The organism is Pseudomonas sp. UBA7500 (assembly GCF_002478435.1).
Lineage (GTDB): Bacteria > Pseudomonadota > Gammaproteobacteria > Pseudomonadales > Pseudomonadaceae > Aquipseudomonas > Aquipseudomonas palmensis.
The window spans coordinates 14,796-33,245 of the sequence record NZ_DLNW01000055.1; the positions used below are offsets into that span (position 1 = coordinate 14,796).

Here is an 18,450-nt window from a genome sequence, read left to right on the forward strand (position 1 = left end):
ATGGCAGGAGGACTCCGGGTAGTTAAGTACCCGGCAAGTCTATGGAGGCCAATAGATGACGAAAACTGACATATTCGCAGTTTATTGCTGCGTCAAACGCAATCCACAAAAGCCATCGATAACGCGTGCCTGCCCCGGGCTCAGGCGTAGTGCCTGGAGCAGCATTCCTTGAGGGTCTGGCGCAACCAGCGGTGGGCGGGGTCGTTGTCGAAGCGCGGGTGCCAGGCCTGCATGATGGTCACCGCCTCCAGCGCCATCGGGATGCGGAACGAGCGCAGCGGCAGGCCGAGCCGGGCCACGCTCATCAGCACGTGCTCGGGCAGCGCCAGCAGCAACTCGGAGTCGGGCAGCGAGAACATCGCCGAATGAAAGCTCGGGGTGATCAGCGCCACGCGCCGCTGCAGGCCCATGCCGGCCAGCGCCGCATCGATCGGGCCGGCGGCGCGGCCACGGCGCGACACGCTGATCTGCTCGTAGCCGGCGAAGCGCTCGGGGGTGATCTCGTCATCGAAGATCGGGTGATCGACCCGCGCCAGGCCGACGAAGGTGGTGGAGAACAGGCTCTGCACCTTGATCTCGGGGCCGAGGTTGCGCGTGGCACTGATGTACAGGTCCAGGCGCCCGTCGCGCAGTGCGGCGTCCTCGTCGCCGCCCTCGCCTTCGGGCACGAAGCGCAGCACCGTGTGCGGCGCCTGTTCGCGCATGGTTTCCAGCAGGGGCGCGGCAAAGGGCGCGATGAACACATCGTTGGCGCGCAGGTTGAAGGCCCGCTCCAGGCTCTGCAGGTCGACCTCGTCACTGGAACTGAACACCTGGTTGGCCTGCTCCACCACGCTGCGCACCTGACTGCGCAGGGCCATGGCCTTGGGCGTGGGCACCAGGCCGCGGCCGGCGCGCACCAGAATCGGGTCACCCACCGCATGGCGAATGCGCGTCAGGGTACGGCTCATGGCCGCGGGGCTCAGGTTCATCCGCCGCGCCGCGCCGACCACACTGCCTTCATCGAGCAGCGCATCCAGCGCGACCAGCAAATTCATATCTGGAAAGTGCATGGCAAGCATCCATTCATTGCTTCGTTGAGTCCGGGGCAAAGCTTAACAGTTTCCGCCGCGCTCACAGCCCCTGCATGTGGCGCAACTAGTCATTGCACGCTGCACCATTTACCGCGCCGCATGCTTTTTTCAAGAATGCTGCTCTTTGCACAGTGAGTGGACCCTGCCCCATGTACAGCGTCGTTTTGATCGCCATCGATGGCTCGCCACGCAGCCACGGCATCCTGGAAACCGTCAGCACGTTCTGCGAGCAGACCCGTCATCGCCTGCATGTGCTGCTGGCGGTCGACCGTGCCTACGCGCTGCCCGAACAGGACGGCCACATCAGCCCGCAGGACGAAACCGAATACCCGGCGGCCAGCCATGAACAGCAGGTGGCCGACATGAGCATGCTGCAGGCGGTGACCCACCTGCGCGAACGCGGCTTCCAGACCGAAGGCAACCTGGTCAATGGCGACCCGGTGTCGAGCATCGTCGCCGAGGCCAAGCGCCTGGGCAGCGACCTGATCGTGATGGGCCACCGCCACCTGTCGCGGCTGGACCGCATGTTCGACCCCTCGATCAGCAGCAAAGTCATCGACAAGGCCGGTTGCCCGGTACTGGTCGATGCGCGTCATCTCTGACGCCCCCTTGCACTCACCCCTTGAACGAGACTACACGGATGAAACTCGATTACCTGCTGCTGGAACAGATTGACGCGGTGGCGCTGATTCGCCTCAACCGGCCGCTGTCGCTCAATGCCCTGTGCGCCGAACTGGCGGCGGAGCTGGCCGGCGTGCTCGACCGCCTGGAACAGGACCGCAGCGTGCGCGCCGTGGTGCTGACCGGCACCGACACGGTGTTCGCCGCCGGGGCCGACATCATGGCCATGCGCAACCGCAACTACATCGACGTGTACACCAGCGACTTCGTGACCGTGGACTGGGAGCGCCTGGCCAGCTTTCGCAAGCCGGTGATCGCTGCGGTGGCCGGCTACGCACTGGGCGGTGGCTGCGAGATGGCGCTGATGTGCGACTTCATCATCGCCGCTGAGAGCGCGCGCTTCGGCCAGCCGGAAATCAAACTGGGGACCATCCCCGGTGCCGGCGGCAGCCAGCGCCTGGCGCACTTCATCGGCAAGGCCAAGGCCATGGACATGGTGCTCACCGGGCGCACCCTGGACGCCCACGAAGCCGAGCGCTGCGGCCTGGTGAGCCGGGTGGTGAGCGACGCGGCGCTGCTCAACGAAGCCTTGCGTGTCGCGGCGCGGATCGCCGGCTACTCCGGACCGGTAGCAATGATGGCCAAGGAGGCGGTGAACGGCGCCTTCGAAACCACCTTGAGCGAAGGCGTACGCCAGGAGCGCCGGCTGTTTCATTCCACCTTCGCCATCGAGGACCAGAAGGAAGGCATGGCCGCCTTCGCCGAGAAGCGCGAGCCGCAGTTCATGCACCGCTGAACGTTCGCCATGGCAGCGGCACGCGCTCAATCGCGCGGCTTGACCACCACCGTGCAGGTGGTGCCCGCTGCCAGCAGGAAGCCTTCGGGCACCTCGTCGATGTGGATGCGCACCGGTACCCGCTGGGCCAGGCGCACCCAGTTGAAGGTGGGGTTTACATCGGCGATCAGCTCGCGGCTTTCAGGGTTGTCGCGGTCATAGATGCCGCGCGAGATGCTCTCCACATGCCCCTTGAGCACCTCGCCGCTCATCATCTGCAGGTCGGCCTGATCGCCCACCTTCACATGCGGCAGCTTGGTCTCCTCGAAGAAGCCGTAGACCCAGAACGAGTCCTTGTCGACCACCGCCATCTTCGGCTCACCGGTGCGCGCATAGTCGCCGCGGTGCACGTTGAGGTTGGTCACGTAGCCGTCCACCGTGGCCAGGATGCGCGTGCGCTTGAGGTCCAGCTCTGCCGCCGCCAGCTGCGCCTGGGCCTGCTGGTAGTCGGCCAGAGCCGAGTTGGCGATGTTGCTGGCGTCGTCGCGGTTCTCCCGCGAGATCACCAGGTTGTCCATGTCGGCACGCCGGTGCGCATTGACCTTGCGCATCTCCCAGGTGGCCTTGCGCGAGGCTACCAGCGCCTGCGCCTGCCTGACCGCCACCTCGTAGTGCTCGGGGTCGATCTGGATCAGCAGGTCGCCCTTCTTCACCAGCTGGTTGTCGCGCACCGGCACCTCTACCACATAGCCGGGCACGTCGGCGGCCACGTTGATGATGTCGGCGCGTACCCGCCCGTCGCGGGTCCAGGGCGTGTTCATGTACTGCACCCACAATTGCCGGCCGATCGCCACGGCAGCTGCCAGTACCAGCAAGGTGGCGATCAGGCTGAAAAACTTTTTCATCGACTAGGGTCTCAACGGTAGACGGTCAGCGCCATGGCGCCAAAGAGGCAAATGAACAGGCACAGGCGCAGCAGCGCCGGGTGCCAGAAAAAACGGTAGCCGTCATGCCCGGCAATGAACCGGTCCAGCCCCCAGGCAAGCCCTGCGGCGAACAGGAACATCAAGGTCATGGTCGGCATGTACAGGCCGTGGAAGGCGATTTCACGGGGCATCGGGCAGTCCTTGCGTCGCGGGCAGGTGGGCCAGCGGCGATTGTGGGTCGAGCAGCGAGGTACGGATGAAGTGCAGGTAGCTCTGCACCCGGCGCAGGGCCGAGGTGTCGAAGTGCCGGGCGAAAGGTTCGTCGGTGGCCTGCACGCGGCTGATCGCATGGTCCACTGCCACCAGCGCACGCTCGTGGTTGCTGGCGGTGGGCTGCAGGAACAGCCGCGCCAGCGCCCGGCCCATCACGCGGATGGCCTGGCGCCAGGGCTGGGACTCGGCATAGCAAGGGTGCACCGGGAGTATCGCCTGTTCCTTGCGCAGCTCGATGATCGCGTGGCCCACCTCCAGCACCACGAACATCCAGCGCAGCAGCTTGCTCTGCACCTGGGGCTGGCCCACGGCCAGGCCATAGGCCTGGTGCAGCAGGTCACGGGTGCGGCTCTCGAACGCCGAGCCCAGCCCGCGCAGGCGCCCGCTGATGGCGAACAGCACCTGGCCGCGCAGGTCCTGCTCCAGGCGACTCCACAGCCAGCGGCTGTTGGGCGGCAGGATGATCGCCCCGGCCGCCGCGCACACCAGCATGCCGATGACCATGGCGATGTAGTCGTTGACGAAGGTGTAGGGGTTGTACACGGTGAGGTTGTCGGGCACCGAGCCGGTCGAGAAGAAGATCAGCAGGCCCAGGCCGTAACCGGCGTAGGCCGGGCGCGAGGCCAGGAACGCGCCCACCACGAACACCGGCGCCAGCACCATGCACAGCAGCGGGAAGCCGTCGATCCAGGGGAACACGAAGAAGGTTTCGAAGAACCCCACCAGCGCGCCGAACAGGGTGCCGCAGGCCATCTGGAACGACATGCGCTTGGGGTTGGGGGTGGCCGCCGACAGGCCCACGGTGGCCGCCGCGATCAGGGTCATCATGGCCCCGCTGGGCCACGCCGTGGCCAGCCAGAAGCTGCCCAGCACCAGCAGGATGAACGCGGCCCGCACGCCGGCGGCCAGCGACACCAGCCAGTTGGTCTGGGCCACGTAGGGTTCGTCCCATTGCTCACGGGCGTGGCTGTGCTCGGCCAGCGAGGCGTGGGTCTGGGCATAGCTGTGCAGGTCGTCGACGAAGCGGTACAGCAGTTCGTAGGCGGTGTGAAAGTCGAGCAGGTCGGCGTCGCTGGGCGCGGTGTCGAGGTAGGCGGCGCGCAGGCTGCGTACCCGCTCGGGCAGGTCGTCCTTGTAGGCGGCCAGTTGCTCGGCCAGGCGCGCGGCATCGGCGTGGGTCAGCGAGCGCCCGGCATAGCCGTCGAGCAGGTTGGCCAGGGCGTCGAGGCCCGGCTCGATGGCCGTGACGATCTGCAGCGGGCCGCGCTGGCGCAGGCGCTCGAGCAGTTGGTGCAGGGCGTTGAAGCGCGTGGTGATGGCCATGAACTCGCTGTTCATGCGGCCCAGGCGGCCGTTGCGCCGGCGCATGTGCGGGTCTTCGAAGGCGGTCACGCTGCGCAGGCTTTCCAGGCCCACCGCCTCGGCGATGAAGCGCACGTTGCTGCTTTCGAAACGGTCGCGCTGGCTGTCGCCGCGCAGGCCTTCGGCGACGAAGCCGGCGAACACGCCAAAGCGCTGGTACAGGGCGTTGCGCATCGAGGCACTGGCCGACTGCGGCAGGATCGCGGCGCTGACCAGGGTCGACACCAGGATGCCCAGGGAGATCTCCAGCACCCGCCACACTGCCGCCATGAATGCACCGTCGGGGTGCTGCAGGGCCGGCAGGCCGACCATGGCCGCGGTGTAGCCGGCCAGCACGAAGCCATAGGCGCGAAAGTTGCGGTAGCGCATCGCCCCCGCCGAGCAGATGCCCACCCAGATCGCCAGGCTGGGCAGGAACAGCTCGGTGTTCTGCGGGAAGATCGCGATCAGCGCGACCATCACCGACGAGCCGGCCAGGGTGCCGAGCAGGCGGTAGAAGCTCTTGGCGAACACGTGGCCGCTCTGTAGCTGCATCACGATGAACACGGTGATCATCGCGGTGCGCGGCTGCGGCAGCTCCAGGCGCATGGCCAGCCACAGGGTGAGAAACGCCGCGCTCAGCACCTTGAAGATGTACACCCAGGTGACGCCGTCGCTGCGCGCCCATTCGAAGAAGCCGCGACGCCATTCAAGTGATGCCAGCCAGCGAAACGGCAGGGTCATGGCGCTCATTTGTCGAACACCGCCAGGGAGCGCGGGGTGGCCGGTGCGGCCTGCTTATCCGGCGTCGGCACATCGTTGCCGGCGCCCAGCCCACCGCCCAGGGCGGTGACCAGTTCGGCATGCGCGGTCAGGCGCGCGGCCTGCACCTGCTGCTGGATCTGCTGCTGGCGAAACAGCAGGGTCTGCGCATTGAGCACGTTGAGGTAGTCGGTGAGGCCGCGCTGGAACGCGATCATGGCGATGTCGTAGGTCTTCTGCGCCGAGGCCACCGACTCGGCGGCAAAGTGTTGCTGCTCGTCCATCGAGTGGCGGCGGATCAACTGGTCGGACACCCCCTTGAGGGCCTCGACCACGGTCTGGTTGTAGCGCGCCACGGCGATGTCGTAGCCGGCCGAGGCCACGCCCAGTTGCGAGCGCAGGCGGCCACCGTCGAACACCGGCAGGCTGATGGCCGGGCCGACGTTGTAGTTGAACTTGCGCCCGGTGAGAAACTCCAGCGCACCGCCGCCGGTGGCCATGAAGCCGAGCCCGCCGACCAGGTCGACGTTGGGGAAGAAGCCGGCATGCGCCACATCGATACCGCGCGCCTGGGCCGCCACCTGCCAGCGGCTGGCAACCACGTCGGGACGCTGCCCCACCAGCTCGGCAGGCAGCGCCGACGGCAGCTTGAGCGCGGTGGCCAACGAGAGATTCGGCCGCTGCAACTGCGCGCCCTCGCCCGGGCCCTTGCCGGCCAGCGCGGCCAGCTGGTTGCGCGCCAGGGCGATTTCTTCATCGAGGCTGTCGAGCTGGCGATGGGTTTCGGGCAGCGGCGTCTGCGCCTGGCTGACCTCGAAATGGGTGCCGATGCCGCCGGCCAGGCGCCGTTCGGCCAGGGCCAGGATCTGCTCCTGCTGGGCCAGCTCGGCCTTGACGATGTCGCGCTGGGCAAAGTGCAGCGACAGCTGGATGTACACCTTGACGATGTTGTTCTGCAGTTCGAGCTGCGCCTGGCGCGCCTGGGCCACGCTCATGTGGGCCATGTCCACGGCCTGCTCGCTGGCATTGCGCTCGCGTCCCCACAGGTCCAGCGCATAGCTCAGGCCCAGGGTGGCATTGTTGTCCCAGGTGTTGGCACCGGACAGCGCGCCGGGGCCATAGAACTGGTCTTCGGGCCAGTTGTGGCGCTTGAGGCTGGACTGGCCGCTGACCTGCAGTTTTTCGTCGGCCTCGATCACCCCGGCCATGGCCCTGGCTTCACGCACGCGGGCAGCGGCCATGGCCATGGTCGGGCTGCCCTGGAGCGCCAGGGCGATCCAGCGCGCCAGTTGCGGGTCGCCATAGGCTTGCCACCATTGCTGGTCGGGCCAGTGGGCATCCTGCGCGGCTGCTCGGATGGCCGCGTCGGTGGTCAGGGTATTGGCTTGCAGCGTCTTGCTTTGCGGGGCGATGCCCCAGGTTCCGATACAGCCGCTCAAGGTCAAGCTAAAGGCACAGACACTGAGCGCATTCAGCGCTCTGATGATGCGACGCGGCACAGCTGCGAGTTCCCGACTAGAAGGTGGATGACGCTAGGTGACGCAATTCTAGGGGGCCGCCGCACTGGCGATAAGCGTGCTTTACTGCGAATCTTTGTTACGAAAACCGCGATAATCCGGCTTTAGTCTGAAGACTGCTTTGGTTACTTCATGTCACAATTCTGTCGTCTTCCTTGAGAGCGCCCCATGGACACCCTGCAAAACATGCGTGCTTTCAGTTGCGTCGCGCAAGTCGGCAGTTTCACCGCCGCTGCCGTGCAACTGGATACGACCACCGCGAACGTGTCGCGGGCGGTTTCCAATCTTGAAGCGCACCTGCAAACCCGCCTGCTCAACCGCACCACCCGGCGCATCGCACTGACCGAAGCGGGCAAGCGCTACCTGATGCGCTGCGAGCAGATCCTCACCTACGTGGAGGAAGCCGAGGCCGAGGCCAGCGACGCGCATGCGCGCCCCGCCGGGCAACTGAAGGTGCACTCGATGACCGGCGTGGGCCAGCATTTCGTCATCGACGCCATCGCCCGCTACCGCGAAACCCACCCCGACGTGACCTTCGACCTGACCATGGCCAACCGCGTGCCCGACCTGCTGGACGAGGGCTACGACGTGTCCATCGTGCTCGCCAGCGAGCTGCCGGACTCGGGTTTCGTGTCGCAGCGCCTGGGCATCACCTACAGCATCGTGTGCGCCTCGCCCGAATACGTGAAGCGCCACGGCGTGGCGCACAAGCCGGCCGACCTGCTCAAGCACGCCTGCCTGCGCATGGTGAGCCCGGTGATCCCGCTGGAAAAATGGCTGTTCGACGGCCCCGAGGGCCAGGAGGTGGTGAACATCACCCAGGCGCCCTTCCAGGTGAACTCGGCCGATGCCATGAAGGCGGCGATCCGCAGCGGCATGGGCGTGGGCGTGCTGCCGATCTACTCGGCCATCGACGGCCTGCGCGACGGCAGCCTGGTACGGGTGATGCCCGAGTACCGCCTGCAGGAGCTGAACCTGTACGCGATCTACCCCTCGCGCCAGTACCTGGATGCGAAGATCAAGACCTGGGTCGAGTACCTGCGCAACTCGCTGCCGGAGATCCTCGCGGCCCACGAGGCCGACCTCAAGACCCACGAGCTGCTCATCGCCACCTGAAATCTTGCTGCACAGGGGCGGCGGAGAATGATAGCGTGCTACCCATTCTCCCCTGCCCGCAGCGAGTTCGCCGATGAAAAAGACCGTACTGGCCTTCAGCCGCATCACCGCCCCGATGGTCGAGCGTCTGCAGCAAGACTTCAACGTGATCGTGCCCAACCCCAAGCTGGGCGACATCAATGCCCAGTTCAACGAAGCGCTGCCCCAGGCCCACGGCCTGATCGGGGTGGGGCGCAAGCTGGGCGAAGCGCAGCTGCACAACGCTGAGCAGCTGCAGGTGGTGTCGAGCGTGTCGGTGGGTTACGACAACTACGACCTGGCCTACTTCAACCAGCGCGGCATCGCCCTGACCAACACCCCTGACGTCCTCACCGAAAGCACCGCCGACCTCGGCTTTGCGCTGATCATGAGCGCAGCGCGGCGGGTGGCCGAGCTGGACGCCTGGACCAAGGCCGGCGAATGGAAAGCCACCGTGGGCCCGGCACACTTTGGCAGCGACGTGCATGGCAAGACGCTGGGCATCGTCGGGCTGGGCAACATTGGCGCGGCGATTGCGCGGCGTGGCCGGTTCGGCTTCAACATGCCGGTGATCTACAGCGGCAACAGCCGCAAGACCGCGCTGGAGCAGGAACTGGGTGCGCAGTACCGCAGCCTGGATCAACTGCTGGCCGAAGCCGACTTCGTGTGCCTGGTGGTGCCGTTGGGGGCCAACACCAGGCACCTGATTGGCGAGCGCGAACTGAAGCTGATGAAGCCCAGTGCGTTTCTGGTCAACGTGTCGCGCGGGCCGGTGGTGGATGAGGCGGCGCTGGTGGCGGCGTTGCAGCAGGGCACGATTCGCGGTGCAGGGCTGGATGTGTACGAGAAGGAGCCGCTGAGCGAATCGCCGCTGTTCCAGCTGGCCAATGCGGTGACCTTGCCGCATGTGGGCTCGGCCACGGCCGAAACCCGCGAGGCGATGGCCAACCGTGCCATCGACAACCTGCGCGCGGCACTGCTGGGCGAGCGCCCGCGCGACCTGGTGAACCCGCAGGTGTGGAAGTAAGGCTGCCATTCGCCAGCAAGGCGGGCTCCTGCAAGGGTTACGCGGCCCTGGTAGGCGCCGGCCTTGCCGGCGAAGGCGTCACCACCCGCCCCTTCCGGAACACCAGCACATTGCCCAGCATCACCAGCGCCAGCCCGCCCAGCGCCGGCGCTGTCCACTGGTACCCCTCGTAGAACGCCGACACGTTCAGCGCCACCAGCGGGAACAGCACCGTGCAGTACGCCGCACGCTCCGGCCCCATGCGCCCCACCAGCGTCAGGTACGCGGTAAAGCCGATCACCGACCCCGGGATCACCAGGTACAGCAGCGACCCCACATACCGCACATTCCATTCCATCGCGAACGGAATACCGCTGACCACGCAGTACAGCGCCAGCATTCCGGCCCCGTAGAGCATGCCCCAGGCATTGGTGGTCATCGGCCGCAAGCCGGCCTTCTGCTGCAGGCTCGAGAGCATGTTGCCCGCCGAGAAACACAGCGTACCCAGCAACGCCAGGCCCAGGCCGATCAGGGTTTCGCGGCTGGCCGCATGCCCGGCCAGCTCCGGCCAGAACAGCAGCCCCAACCCGCCCAGCCCCAGCGCCCCACCCGCCAGCACGTTGGCCGCCACCTGCTGCCCGAAGAACACCCGCGCATTGAGTGCGTTCCATAGCGTGGCGGTGGAGAACACCACCGCGATCAGGCCGCTGGGGATCCACTGGCTGGCCGTCAGAAAGCACATGAAGTTCACGCAGAACAGGCACAGCCCCTGGGCCAGGCAGATCAGGTGCCCGCGCCGGTTCATCACCTGCAGGCGCCGCCCGATCAACAGCACGGCAAACAGCACCAGCGCCGCCAGGGCAAAGCGATAAACGATGGACACCGGGATGGCCACCACCCCCAGTTGCAGTTTCAGGGCGATCCAGGTGGTGCCCCAGATCAGCACGGTCAGCAGGTACAACGACAGGTTCATGGCATGCACTCCTCACGACAGCCTGAAGTGTCCGGCGCGGGCCGCCCCGTGCGCTTGCACAAACTTGCGGTTTTTTGCTGGGCGGGGCTGTCAGGCCCGGTGGCCGCGAGTAGGATGGCCGACAGAGGTAGACCCCATGACGCCGCTGGACCAGTTGCAAGTCTTTCAAGCCATGCACGCCTCGCCCAATGCCCGCCTGGAACACAGTGCGCAGCTCGGCGACGAGCTGGTCGCAGCCCTGTGGAACAACCGCCACGACGCCCGCGACTACGAAGCGCCCAGCCACCACACGCTGTCGTGCTATATCGCCGGCGGCACCGGCACCTTTCGCCGGGATCGCCCCGCCGCCAAGGGCGGGCCCGGCAAGCTGTGCATCCTGCCGGCCGAGCACGCCTCGAACTGGGTGATCAATGGCAGCATCCGCCTGGCGCACCTGTACATCAGCCAGGCGCAGTTCGCCCTGGCCTGCACCCGCCTGCTGGACCGCGAACCGCGCGAGGTGCAACTGCACGAAGCGACCTTCATCGACGACCCGGAGCAGGCGCTGCGCTTTGGCCGGCTGATCGAGCTGAACTGGGACGAGCCCGGCGAGCGCCTGCTGACCAGCAGCCTGGCCCACGAGATTCTCGACCATGCGGTGCTCAACCAGGTGGGGCTGCGTCGGGGGCTGCGCCTGAAGGGCGGGTTGGCGACGCATCAGCGCCGGCTCCTGGCCGACTACATCGAGGCGCACCTTGAGCAGGCGATCAGCCTGGGTGAGCTGGCGTTGCTGTGCAACCTGTCGCACTACCACTTTGCACGGATGTTCCGCGCAAGCTTCGGCCTGCCGCCGCACCAATACCTGCTGGCGCGGCGCCTGGCCCGGGCACGCCAGTTGCTGCGCTGTGGCGACGGGGCGTTGGGCGAGGTGGCATTGGCGTGCGGGTTTGCCAGTGCCAGCCATTTCAGCAATCGCTTCAGGCAGGTGGTGGGGGCCACGCCGGGGGATTATCGGTTGGCCATGCGCCGCTGATCGCGGGTCAAGCCCGCTCCCACAGGGCCCCCACCGCCCTCACGGTGGGTGTTCTTCCTGTGCTCTCAGAACTCCAGCGTACTCGACAGGCTCACCTGCCGCGCATCCCCCACTGCCACGAAGTAGCGGTTCACCGCCGAGCTGTAGTAGGTCTTGTCGAACAGGTTCTTCACGTTCAGCTGAAAGCGCACCTTGTGCTCATCCAGCCGGGTTTCATAACTGGCGAACGCATCCGCCACGGTGTACGCCGGCAGGTCGAAATCGTTCTCCGCATTGCCGGCCCGCTCGCCCACATAGCGCGCCCCGGCGCCGACCCGCAGGCGATCACCACCGAACAGGCTGCCCACGTCATACACCGCCGACAGCGACCCGGTATGCCGCGCCACGTTCTGCAGGCGGTTACCCTTGAGCTTGGGGTCCTGGGACACTTGGGCATCGGTGAAGGCATAGCTGCCGATCAGGCTCCAGCGCTCGCTCACCTGCCCGGTGAGGTCCATCTCCAGGCCGCGCGACTTCACTTCGCCGGCGCTGCTGTACAGGGTGTCGCCGGTGGCCGTGTCGAAATTGGCCACCAGCACGTTCTGCTTGGTGATGTCGAACAACGCCACGCTGCCGGTGATCGCCCCCGGCAGGTCGAGCTTGGCGCCCAGCTCCCACGACTTGCCCTCTTCGGGGGCAATCGAGGAATCCAGCACCAGGCCACCGGTCATCGGCGCGATGCTGGAGTTGGGCTTGAACGACTCGGTGTAGCTGCCATAGAACGACAGCGTGTCGTCGACCTTGTACACCAGCCCCGCACGCGGCACCCAGGCCTGGCCGCTGTTGTCGGTGTTGGCCTTGAACGGCCGGCCGCGACCGGCGTACTGGTCGAACTGCTGATAGCGCGCACCGGCCACCAGAATCCAGTGCTCGTCGAGGTGGATCGAGTCCTGGAAGAACAACGCGTTGCTGCGCAGCTTGTCGGTCTGGTCGCTGTCGCTGTCGCGCACGGCGGTGCCGGGCTGGACCTGGCCGTACACCGGGTCCAGGTAATCGAAGGTGTTGCGGGCGCCGCGAATCAGGTCGGCACGAAACACCTTGCGGTACTCGTCATCCACCCCCACCAGCACGTCGTGCTGCATGCCTGCCAGTTGCAGCTTGCCGTCCAGGCTGACAGTGGCGAAGCGGTCGCTGCTCAGGGCGCCACGGGTGCCGTCCAGGTTGCGCGTGAGGGTGCCCTTGGCAGGGTCAACCGCGGTGACGCGCACCTGGCTGGCATCGTAGGTTTCGCGGTTGAAGCTGTAGCCGAAGTGGAGTTTCCAGTCATCGGCAAGCTGATGGTCGACCTCCAGGCGGTACAGGTCCGAGCGCCCTTCCATGTTGTTGAAGGGCTCGTCCAGCCGACGTGTGCTGGGGATGTTCAGCGGGTGGTTGGTGCGCGGGTCGATGGCCGTGCCGCGGTCGAACGGGTACAGGAACTCGCGGTGCTCATAGGCCAGCTGCACCTGGGTGTCTTCACCGAACCAGGCCAGCGACGGCGCCACCAGCGTCTCGCGGTGGGTGCCGAAGTTGCGCCAGTAGTCTTCGTCCTCGTGGTCGAGCACCAGGCGGTAGGCGAAGTTGCTGTCGCCCAGCGCGCCGGTACTGTCGAGCCCGCCACCGCTGCCGTTCTTGCCGCTGCCATAGCTGGAACCGCGCAGGTTCGCGGCGTTGTAGCGCTGCAGTTGCGGGCGCTTGCTGACCACGTTGATCACCCCGCCCGGGTCCTGGATGCCGTACAGCAGCGAGGCCGGGCCCTTGAGCACTTCGACCCGCTCGGTGCTGGCATTGAGGCTGCGCCCCTGCACCAGCGGCATGCCGTCACGCATGATCGAGCCGTCGCGGTTGTCGCCGAAGCCGCGCTTCATCACGGTGTCGGCGGTGGCGCCGAAGTTGTTGCCCTGGGTGATGCCGCTGACGTTGCTCAGCGCATCGTCGAGGTTGCGCGGCGCCTGGTCGGCGAGCACCTGGGCCGGCACCACGTTGATGGCCTGGGGGATCTCCAGGTTCGGCACCTGGCTGCGCATGATCGCGCTGGTGGCCGGCGGCTGGTAGCTGCCGACGCTATCCTGCTGGGACGAGACCGTGGTGGGCTCGAGGTTGAGTGCACCGGCCTGGGCCAGCGGTTCGACGGTGAGGGTGCGCGCATTCACGCGGCGGTAGGTGAAGCCGCTGTTGCCCAGCAGGCGCTGCAGGGCCTGCTCGGCACTGAACGTGCCCGTCAGGGCCGGCGCGGCAAGGCCGGGCAGCTCGACGGTGTAGACCACGCTCAACCCGGTCACCCGGCTGAAGTCGTTGAGCGCCTGGGGCAAGGGTTTGCTGGGCTGGGCAAAGCGGTACACCTGCTCGACCTGCTGCGCCGCCACCGCCTGGCTCACGCCCGCCCCCAGCGGCAGCCACGCTGCCGCCCCAAGCCCGATTGAAACGCAACGCACCAACGATGATTTTGCCCTGAACTTCATGCCGTCGACCTGTGAGTGAACCTGTTTCATGCGAATGAATCGCACTTTCAATCACTACACGGTTGTCGCACGTACTTACCTCACCGGGCCGTGAAAATATTTTTCAGCGCAGCAGCGTGACCCGCCCGAGCAGGGTCTTGCGCTGGAAGCCGGCCACCGCCCCCAGGGCGTCCAGCGCCGCCAGCGGGTCGGCGGCGGGGAAGCTGCCGCTGACCTTGCGCGCCGCCAGGGCGTCGTCCAGCAGCACGATGCGCCCGGGGTAATGCCGCGCCAGGTCGTCGACCACCTGCGCCAGCGGCGCCTGGTAGTAGTTGAGCCAGCCCTGGCGCCAGGCCAGGCGGTTCTCGCTGTCCACGCCCTGCACTGCACCGGCCAGGCCCTGGGCGTACTCCACCTTCTGGCCGGCCGTGAGCACCTGCTGCGCCTGCCCCGGCGCCGGCGTGACCCCGACCTTGCCCGAGAGCACGGTAACGGTGGTGCCCTGGGGCTGGCGACGCACCTCGAACCGGGTACCCATCACCCGCACCTCGCCGCCATCGGCCTGCACGGTGAACGGCGCACCGGTATGCGTCACCTCGAAGAACACCGCGCCGCGCCGCACCTGCACGCGACGCTGCCCACCGCTGAAGTCCACGTCGATGGCGCTGTCGGCATCCAGCAGCAGGTGCGACTGGTCGGCCAGGGTCACGGCCTTGAGCTCGCCCACCGCGGCCACGTAATCGGCGCCCAGGTCATCGACCCAGTTGGCCGGGTGCCAGCCCGCCCCCATCGCCACGCCCAGCACCACGCTGGCAGCCAGTGCCAACCCGGCCACACGGGCCGGCCAACGGCGCCGGGGCCGGTCCATCGCGCGCAGGTAGGCCTCCAGTACCGGGGCGTCTTCGGCGGCCAGGCGTGCTGCAGGCGCGGCGGTCTGCTGCCACAGCGCCTGGGCCTGGCGCCAGGCCTGCGGGTGCGCAGGGTCGGCCAGCAACCAGCGCTTGAACGCGGCGCTCTCGGCACGCGCGGGCTGCTGGTTGATCTGGCCGAGCCAGGCGAGCGCGGCCTGCTGCTGTTCGGCGGTAGGTGGGGCTGGAGCGTTCATCGCGGGGCATTCCCTGGCTTGCGGGGCACGGCAGGCTCGGCGGCGATACTCGCCTTGCAGGCCTCGAGGGCACGCATCATATGTTTTTCCACGGCGCTTTGGGACAGGCCCATGGCCCGCGCAATGTCGGCATAGGTGCGGCCATGGATACGGTTGAGCAGGAAGATCTGGCGGGTGCGCTCGGGCAGCTCGCGCAGGGCAGCCTCGATCCGACGCAGGTCGCTGCCGGCCTCCAGCGCGGCCTCGGGCTCGCTGGCATGGCTGTCTTGATGCGGCGCCAGCAGGCTGTCGTTGACCCGCTCGCGGGCGCCTTGGCTGCGCAGGTGGTCGATGGCGATATTGCCGGCGCAGCGCAGCAGGTAGGTGTCCAGCGCCTCGACCTCGACCTGCGGGCGACGCCAGAAGCGCAGGAACAGTTCCTGCACCAGGTCGGCGGCGGTGGCCCGACAGCCCACGCGGCGGCTGACCAGGCGCTCCATGCGCGCACGCTGGGCCACGAACACCTGCACGAAACGTGCGCGGCCCGGGGCGTCGTCGTGGCTGTCGAGCGGCTCGCTCATCGTTTCAGTACGGCGCCAGCAGTGCCAGCGGCGCCAGCACCAGGCTGGCCGCGGCCAGGCCCAGCAGCAGGCGCGGGGCGTAAGGAAGGACGAACACCCACGCGCACAAGCCGCCCATCACTACCGCGCTCAGCTCCACCAGGCCCATGGCCCAGCCGCTGTGACGCACCGCCAGCCCCAGTGCCACGGCGATCAGCAACCAGCCGCCCATGCGCAGGCCACGCAGGCGGCGGGGCGTAGGCTTGTGCCCCAGCAGGTCGGTGTAATGGCGCTCCATGGCCAGGCACAACGCCGCCACTGCGGCAAAGCCGAACAACGCGATGGCCAGCATCACTGCACCTCGCTTTCGATCAGCGGTGCGGCCCTGGGCGTGCGTGCCGCGCGCTTGGGCGCCAACACCTGCGGGCGCAGCATCTTGCGCGCCATCCAGGCCAGCAGCAGGCCACAGCCCAGCGCCGTGAGGTCGAACCCGGCAATCATCCAGTCGCCCTGGGCGATCGCAGGCAGCAGGCCGGTGCCGGTGGTCAGGGCGTTGAGCACCGGCAAGGCGGCGAACAGTACCGCGCCCAGCAGCAGTTGCTCGCCCCAGGCGCGGCGCCCGGGGCGCAACAGTGCGTGCAGCAGGGCCAGGCCCCAGACGGCAAAGAAGCTGTCGACCTCAAGATCGGCACGTCCTTCAAGGGCCACCGGCAACAGGCGGTTGGCCCAGAAGAACGCCGCCACGGCGAGGATCAGCCCGCTCATGCTGGCGATGTTGAGCACCTCGACCAGACGCAGCTCGAAGGGCTGGGTGCCACTCTTGGCGTGCTTGAGCTGGCGCTTGCCCAGCCACATCACCAGCCCCGTGCCGATCACGGCAGTGCCGGCCAGGCCGAACACGAAGTAAAGCCAGCGCAGCGTCGGGCCGGCAAAGTGGCCCATGTGCAGGCCGTACATGCCGGCGGCAATCACCAACGGCGTGCTCTGCTCGCCCGGGGCCTTGAGCGGGGTACCCTGCACGCCGTCGAACAGCCAGCCGGCGCCGCGGTTCTGGGCGATGCCCTCGTTGCTGGCACGCACCAGGCGCACACGTGCGTTGAGGTCGCCGGGGTTCTGCACCTCGACCCAGCTGATCTCGCTGCCGGGCGCCTGCTGGCGCGCCTGGGCATACAGCTGCGCCAGCGGCACCAGCGGTGCCGGGGTGCCCGCCGGCTTGACCGGCTCGTCGCGCGAAAACAGCTCGTTGTAATAGGCCTGGAGGTTGTCGCCATACATCGTGCTGATGCTGGCCGGCATCACCATGGCCATGAAGATCACCAGGCTGCTGTAGCTGATCATCAGGTGGAACGGCAGCACCAGCACGCCGATCGCGTTGTGGCCGTCGAGCCAGGAACGCTGGCCCTTGCCGGGGCGGAAGGTGAAGAACTCCTTGAAGATCTTCTTGTGGGTGATGATGCCGGTGACCAGCCCCACCAGCATCATCAGCGCGCAGAAGGTCGACAGCCAGCGGCCCCACGGGTAGGGCATCTGCAACTGGAAGTGGAAGCGGTAGAAGAACTCGCCGCCGCTGCTGTCGCGCGGGTGCAGTTGATTGCCGGTGGCGGGGTCGAGGATCTTTTCGTTGAAATCGCGCCGGCCGGCGCCGGGTGCACGCCAGCCCACGCGCAGGGTCGGGTCGCGTGCTTCGGGCAACTGGATGAACCAGCTGCCGGCATCGGCGGCGTTGGTTTGCAGGTAGCGCTGCGCCAGGCTCAGGCTGGCGGTGGTGTCGAGGGTGCGGTACGGGATCTCCGGCTGGGTCCAGTGGCTGATTTCGTTCTTGAAGTACGACAGCGTGCCGGTGAGGAAGATCGCGAACAGCAGCCAGCCGAAGATCAGCCCGGCCCAGGTGTGCAGCCAGGCCATGGCCTGGCGAAAGCCTTCTTTCATGGGGTTTGCATCCAGTAGGCCAGACCGTTGATGGCGGCCAGCGCGGCGCCGGGCAGCAGCACCCCGAGCCAGGCATGCCAGGCGCTGCGACAGGCGAAGCACCAGAGGATCGCCACCAGGTAGAACAGAAACGACAGCATCATGCCGGTGACGACCGCGTCGGCCTTGGGCATGGGCAGCAACAAGGTGATGCACACGCTGGCCATGGCCGCCAGCAGGTAACCGCCGAGCAGCGCCGCGAGGCTGCGCGAGGTCACGGCCAGGCGATAACTGAAGGGCAGCCCGGCGGCTTTGCTTTTCATGACAGCGGGTCCAGTGTGAGGAGGGGCGTAATATTAATGATTAATATTCGCAGATGCAAAGACACCGCTTCAACCGGCCATGAAGAAGCAGATCGGTGGTATGGCCGCTTGCAGCGGGTGGCTTGAAGCCTGTGGCGTCAAATCCTACAATGCGAACAATTCTTATTCTTTTGCGCACCCCCGGCGCCGGAGTTGTCACGGTGCCCAGTGCCCAGCCCGCCCCTGCTTCGCTCGAAGGCCTCTACAGCGCCCATCACAACTGGCTCACCGGCTGGCTGCGACAGCGCCTGGGCTGCCCGCACAGCGCCGCCGACCTGGCCCAGGACACCTTCATGCGCCTGCTGCAGGCGCGCGAAACACCAACGCTCAACGAACCTCGCGCCTTCCTCACCACGGTGGCCAAGCGCGTGCTGTTCAACCACTACCGCCGCCAGGACCTGGAACGCGCCTACTACCAGGCACTGGCCCAGCTACCCGAAGCGGTGGCGCCTTGCGAAGAACATCGCGCGATCATTCTGGAAACCCTGATCGAACTCGACCGGCTGCTCGACGGCCTGCCCGTGGTGGTCAAGCGCGCCTTCCTGATGGCTCAGGTCGACGGCCTGGGCTACGCCGACATCGCCCGGCAGCTGGGCATTTCGCTGGCCACCGTGAAGCGCCATCTGAACAAGGCGGCCATGCGCTGCTACTTCGCCCTGTGAGC

18 protein-coding genes are annotated in these 18,450 nt (G+C 67.0%); 6 read left to right on the forward strand and 12 right to left on the reverse strand.

Annotated features, from left to right (window positions below; genetic code table 11):
• Positions 1-140 precede the first annotated feature (140 nt).
• Positions 141-1,052, reverse strand: a complete 912-nt coding sequence (locus tag B4I46_RS24285) for a LysR family transcriptional regulator (protein WP_043860982.1) — start codon at positions 1,050-1,052, stop codon at positions 141-143.
• Positions 1,053-1,222: 170 nt separating this feature from the next.
• On the opposite strand from B4I46_RS24285, the gene B4I46_RS24290 reads away from it, so the two are divergent.
• The gene (locus B4I46_RS24290) at positions 1,223-1,675 is read left to right on the forward strand and encodes a universal stress protein (RefSeq protein ID WP_043860981.1); all 453 of its coding nucleotides are present in this window, start codon (positions 1,223-1,225) and stop codon (positions 1,673-1,675) included.
• A 38-nt stretch (positions 1,676-1,713) separates the two neighbouring features.
• Positions 1,714-2,490 carry an enoyl-CoA hydratase gene (locus B4I46_RS24295; protein WP_043860980.1) on the forward strand — a complete coding sequence of 259 codons (777 nt, stop codon included), beginning with the start codon at positions 1,714-1,716 and terminating at the stop codon, positions 2,488-2,490.
• A 26-nt stretch (positions 2,491-2,516) separates the two neighbouring features.
• On the opposite strand, the gene B4I46_RS24300 is transcribed toward B4I46_RS24295, so the two are convergent.
• The 4 genes from B4I46_RS24300 to B4I46_RS24315 are packed head-to-tail and all read right to left on the reverse strand — an operon-like array spanning position 2,517 to position 7,270.
• Positions 2,517-3,374, reverse strand: a complete 858-nt coding sequence (locus B4I46_RS24300; protein WP_286902229.1) for an HlyD family secretion protein — start codon at positions 3,372-3,374, stop codon at positions 2,517-2,519.
• Positions 3,375-3,385: 11 nt separating this feature from the next.
• Entirely contained in the window at positions 3,386-3,586 is a 201-nt protein-coding gene (locus B4I46_RS24305) for a DUF1656 domain-containing protein (RefSeq protein ID WP_043860978.1), read from the reverse strand.
• Complete coding sequence (locus B4I46_RS24310) at positions 3,576-5,762, reverse strand: FUSC family protein (protein WP_054914863.1); 2,187 nt, start codon at positions 5,760-5,762, stop codon at positions 3,576-3,578. The genes B4I46_RS24305 and B4I46_RS24310 overlap by 11 nt, the downstream gene beginning before the upstream one ends.
• Positions 5,759-7,270 (reverse strand): efflux transporter outer membrane subunit, encoded by a 1,512-nt coding sequence (locus B4I46_RS24315; protein ID WP_286902230.1) that lies wholly within the window; start codon positions 7,268-7,270, stop codon positions 5,759-5,761. The genes B4I46_RS24310 and B4I46_RS24315 overlap by 4 nt, the downstream gene beginning before the upstream one ends.
• Before the next feature lie 186 nt (positions 7,271-7,456).
• Here B4I46_RS24315 and B4I46_RS24320 point away from each other — a divergent pair, with 186 nt between their 5' ends.
• Together B4I46_RS24320 and B4I46_RS24325 are read left to right on the forward strand one after the other, a co-directional pair.
• On the forward strand, positions 7,457-8,404 hold the full coding sequence (locus tag B4I46_RS24320; RefSeq protein WP_043860975.1) for a LysR family transcriptional regulator: 948 nt from the start codon (positions 7,457-7,459) through the stop codon (positions 8,402-8,404).
• A gap of 73 nt (positions 8,405-8,477) precedes the next feature.
• Complete coding sequence (locus tag B4I46_RS24325) at positions 8,478-9,449, forward strand: 2-hydroxyacid dehydrogenase (protein WP_058540854.1); 972 nt, start codon at positions 8,478-8,480, stop codon at positions 9,447-9,449.
• 37 nt (positions 9,450-9,486) lie between these two features.
• Here B4I46_RS24325 and B4I46_RS24330 read toward each other — a convergent pair whose 3' ends face one another.
• Positions 9,487-10,401, reverse strand: a complete 915-nt coding sequence (locus B4I46_RS24330; RefSeq protein WP_286902231.1) for a DMT family transporter — start codon at positions 10,399-10,401, stop codon at positions 9,487-9,489.
• Between the two features lie 136 nt (positions 10,402-10,537).
• On the opposite strand from B4I46_RS24330, the gene B4I46_RS24335 reads away from it, so the two are divergent.
• A complete protein-coding gene (locus tag B4I46_RS24335) occupies positions 10,538-11,413 on the forward strand; it encodes a helix-turn-helix domain-containing protein (RefSeq protein ID WP_058540853.1) in 876 nt (291 codons plus the stop codon).
• A 65-nt stretch (positions 11,414-11,478) separates the two neighbouring features.
• Here B4I46_RS24335 and B4I46_RS24340 read toward each other — a convergent pair whose 3' ends face one another.
• From B4I46_RS24340 to B4I46_RS24365, 6 genes are all read right to left on the reverse strand, one after another.
• The gene (locus B4I46_RS24340; RefSeq protein WP_286902232.1) at positions 11,479-13,893 is read right to left on the reverse strand and encodes a TonB-dependent siderophore receptor; all 2,415 of its coding nucleotides are present in this window, start codon (positions 13,891-13,893) and stop codon (positions 11,479-11,481) included.
• Between the two features lie 103 nt (positions 13,894-13,996).
• Positions 13,997-14,977: a FecR family protein gene (locus B4I46_RS24345; RefSeq protein ID WP_286902233.1), complete on the reverse strand. Its 981-nt coding sequence runs from the start codon at positions 14,975-14,977 to the stop codon at positions 13,997-13,999.
• On the reverse strand, positions 14,974-15,537 hold the full coding sequence (locus B4I46_RS24350; protein WP_100633479.1) for an RNA polymerase sigma factor: 564 nt from the start codon (positions 15,535-15,537) through the stop codon (positions 14,974-14,976). Before B4I46_RS24350 ends, B4I46_RS24345 begins: the two co-directional genes overlap by 4 nt.
• A 4-nt stretch (positions 15,538-15,541) precedes the next feature.
• Positions 15,542-15,868, reverse strand: coding sequence for a DUF3325 domain-containing protein (locus B4I46_RS24355; RefSeq protein WP_043859708.1), 327 nt, complete (start codon positions 15,866-15,868; stop codon positions 15,542-15,544).
• Entirely contained in the window at positions 15,868-17,445 is a 1,578-nt protein-coding gene (locus B4I46_RS24360; RefSeq protein ID WP_286902234.1) for a PepSY-associated TM helix domain-containing protein, read from the reverse strand. Before B4I46_RS24360 ends, B4I46_RS24355 begins: the two co-directional genes overlap by 1 nt.
• Positions 17,442-17,747 carry a DUF3649 domain-containing protein gene (locus B4I46_RS24365; protein WP_043859706.1) on the reverse strand — a complete coding sequence of 102 codons (306 nt, stop codon included), beginning with the start codon at positions 17,745-17,747 and terminating at the stop codon, positions 17,442-17,444. Before B4I46_RS24365 ends, B4I46_RS24360 begins: the two co-directional genes overlap by 4 nt.
• Before the next feature lie 200 nt (positions 17,748-17,947).
• On the opposite strand from B4I46_RS24365, the gene B4I46_RS24370 reads away from it, so the two are divergent.
• Entirely contained in the window at positions 17,948-18,448 is a 501-nt protein-coding gene (locus B4I46_RS24370) for a sigma-70 family RNA polymerase sigma factor (RefSeq protein ID WP_054914873.1), read from the forward strand.
• The last annotated feature ends 2 nt before the right edge of the window (positions 18,449-18,450 follow it).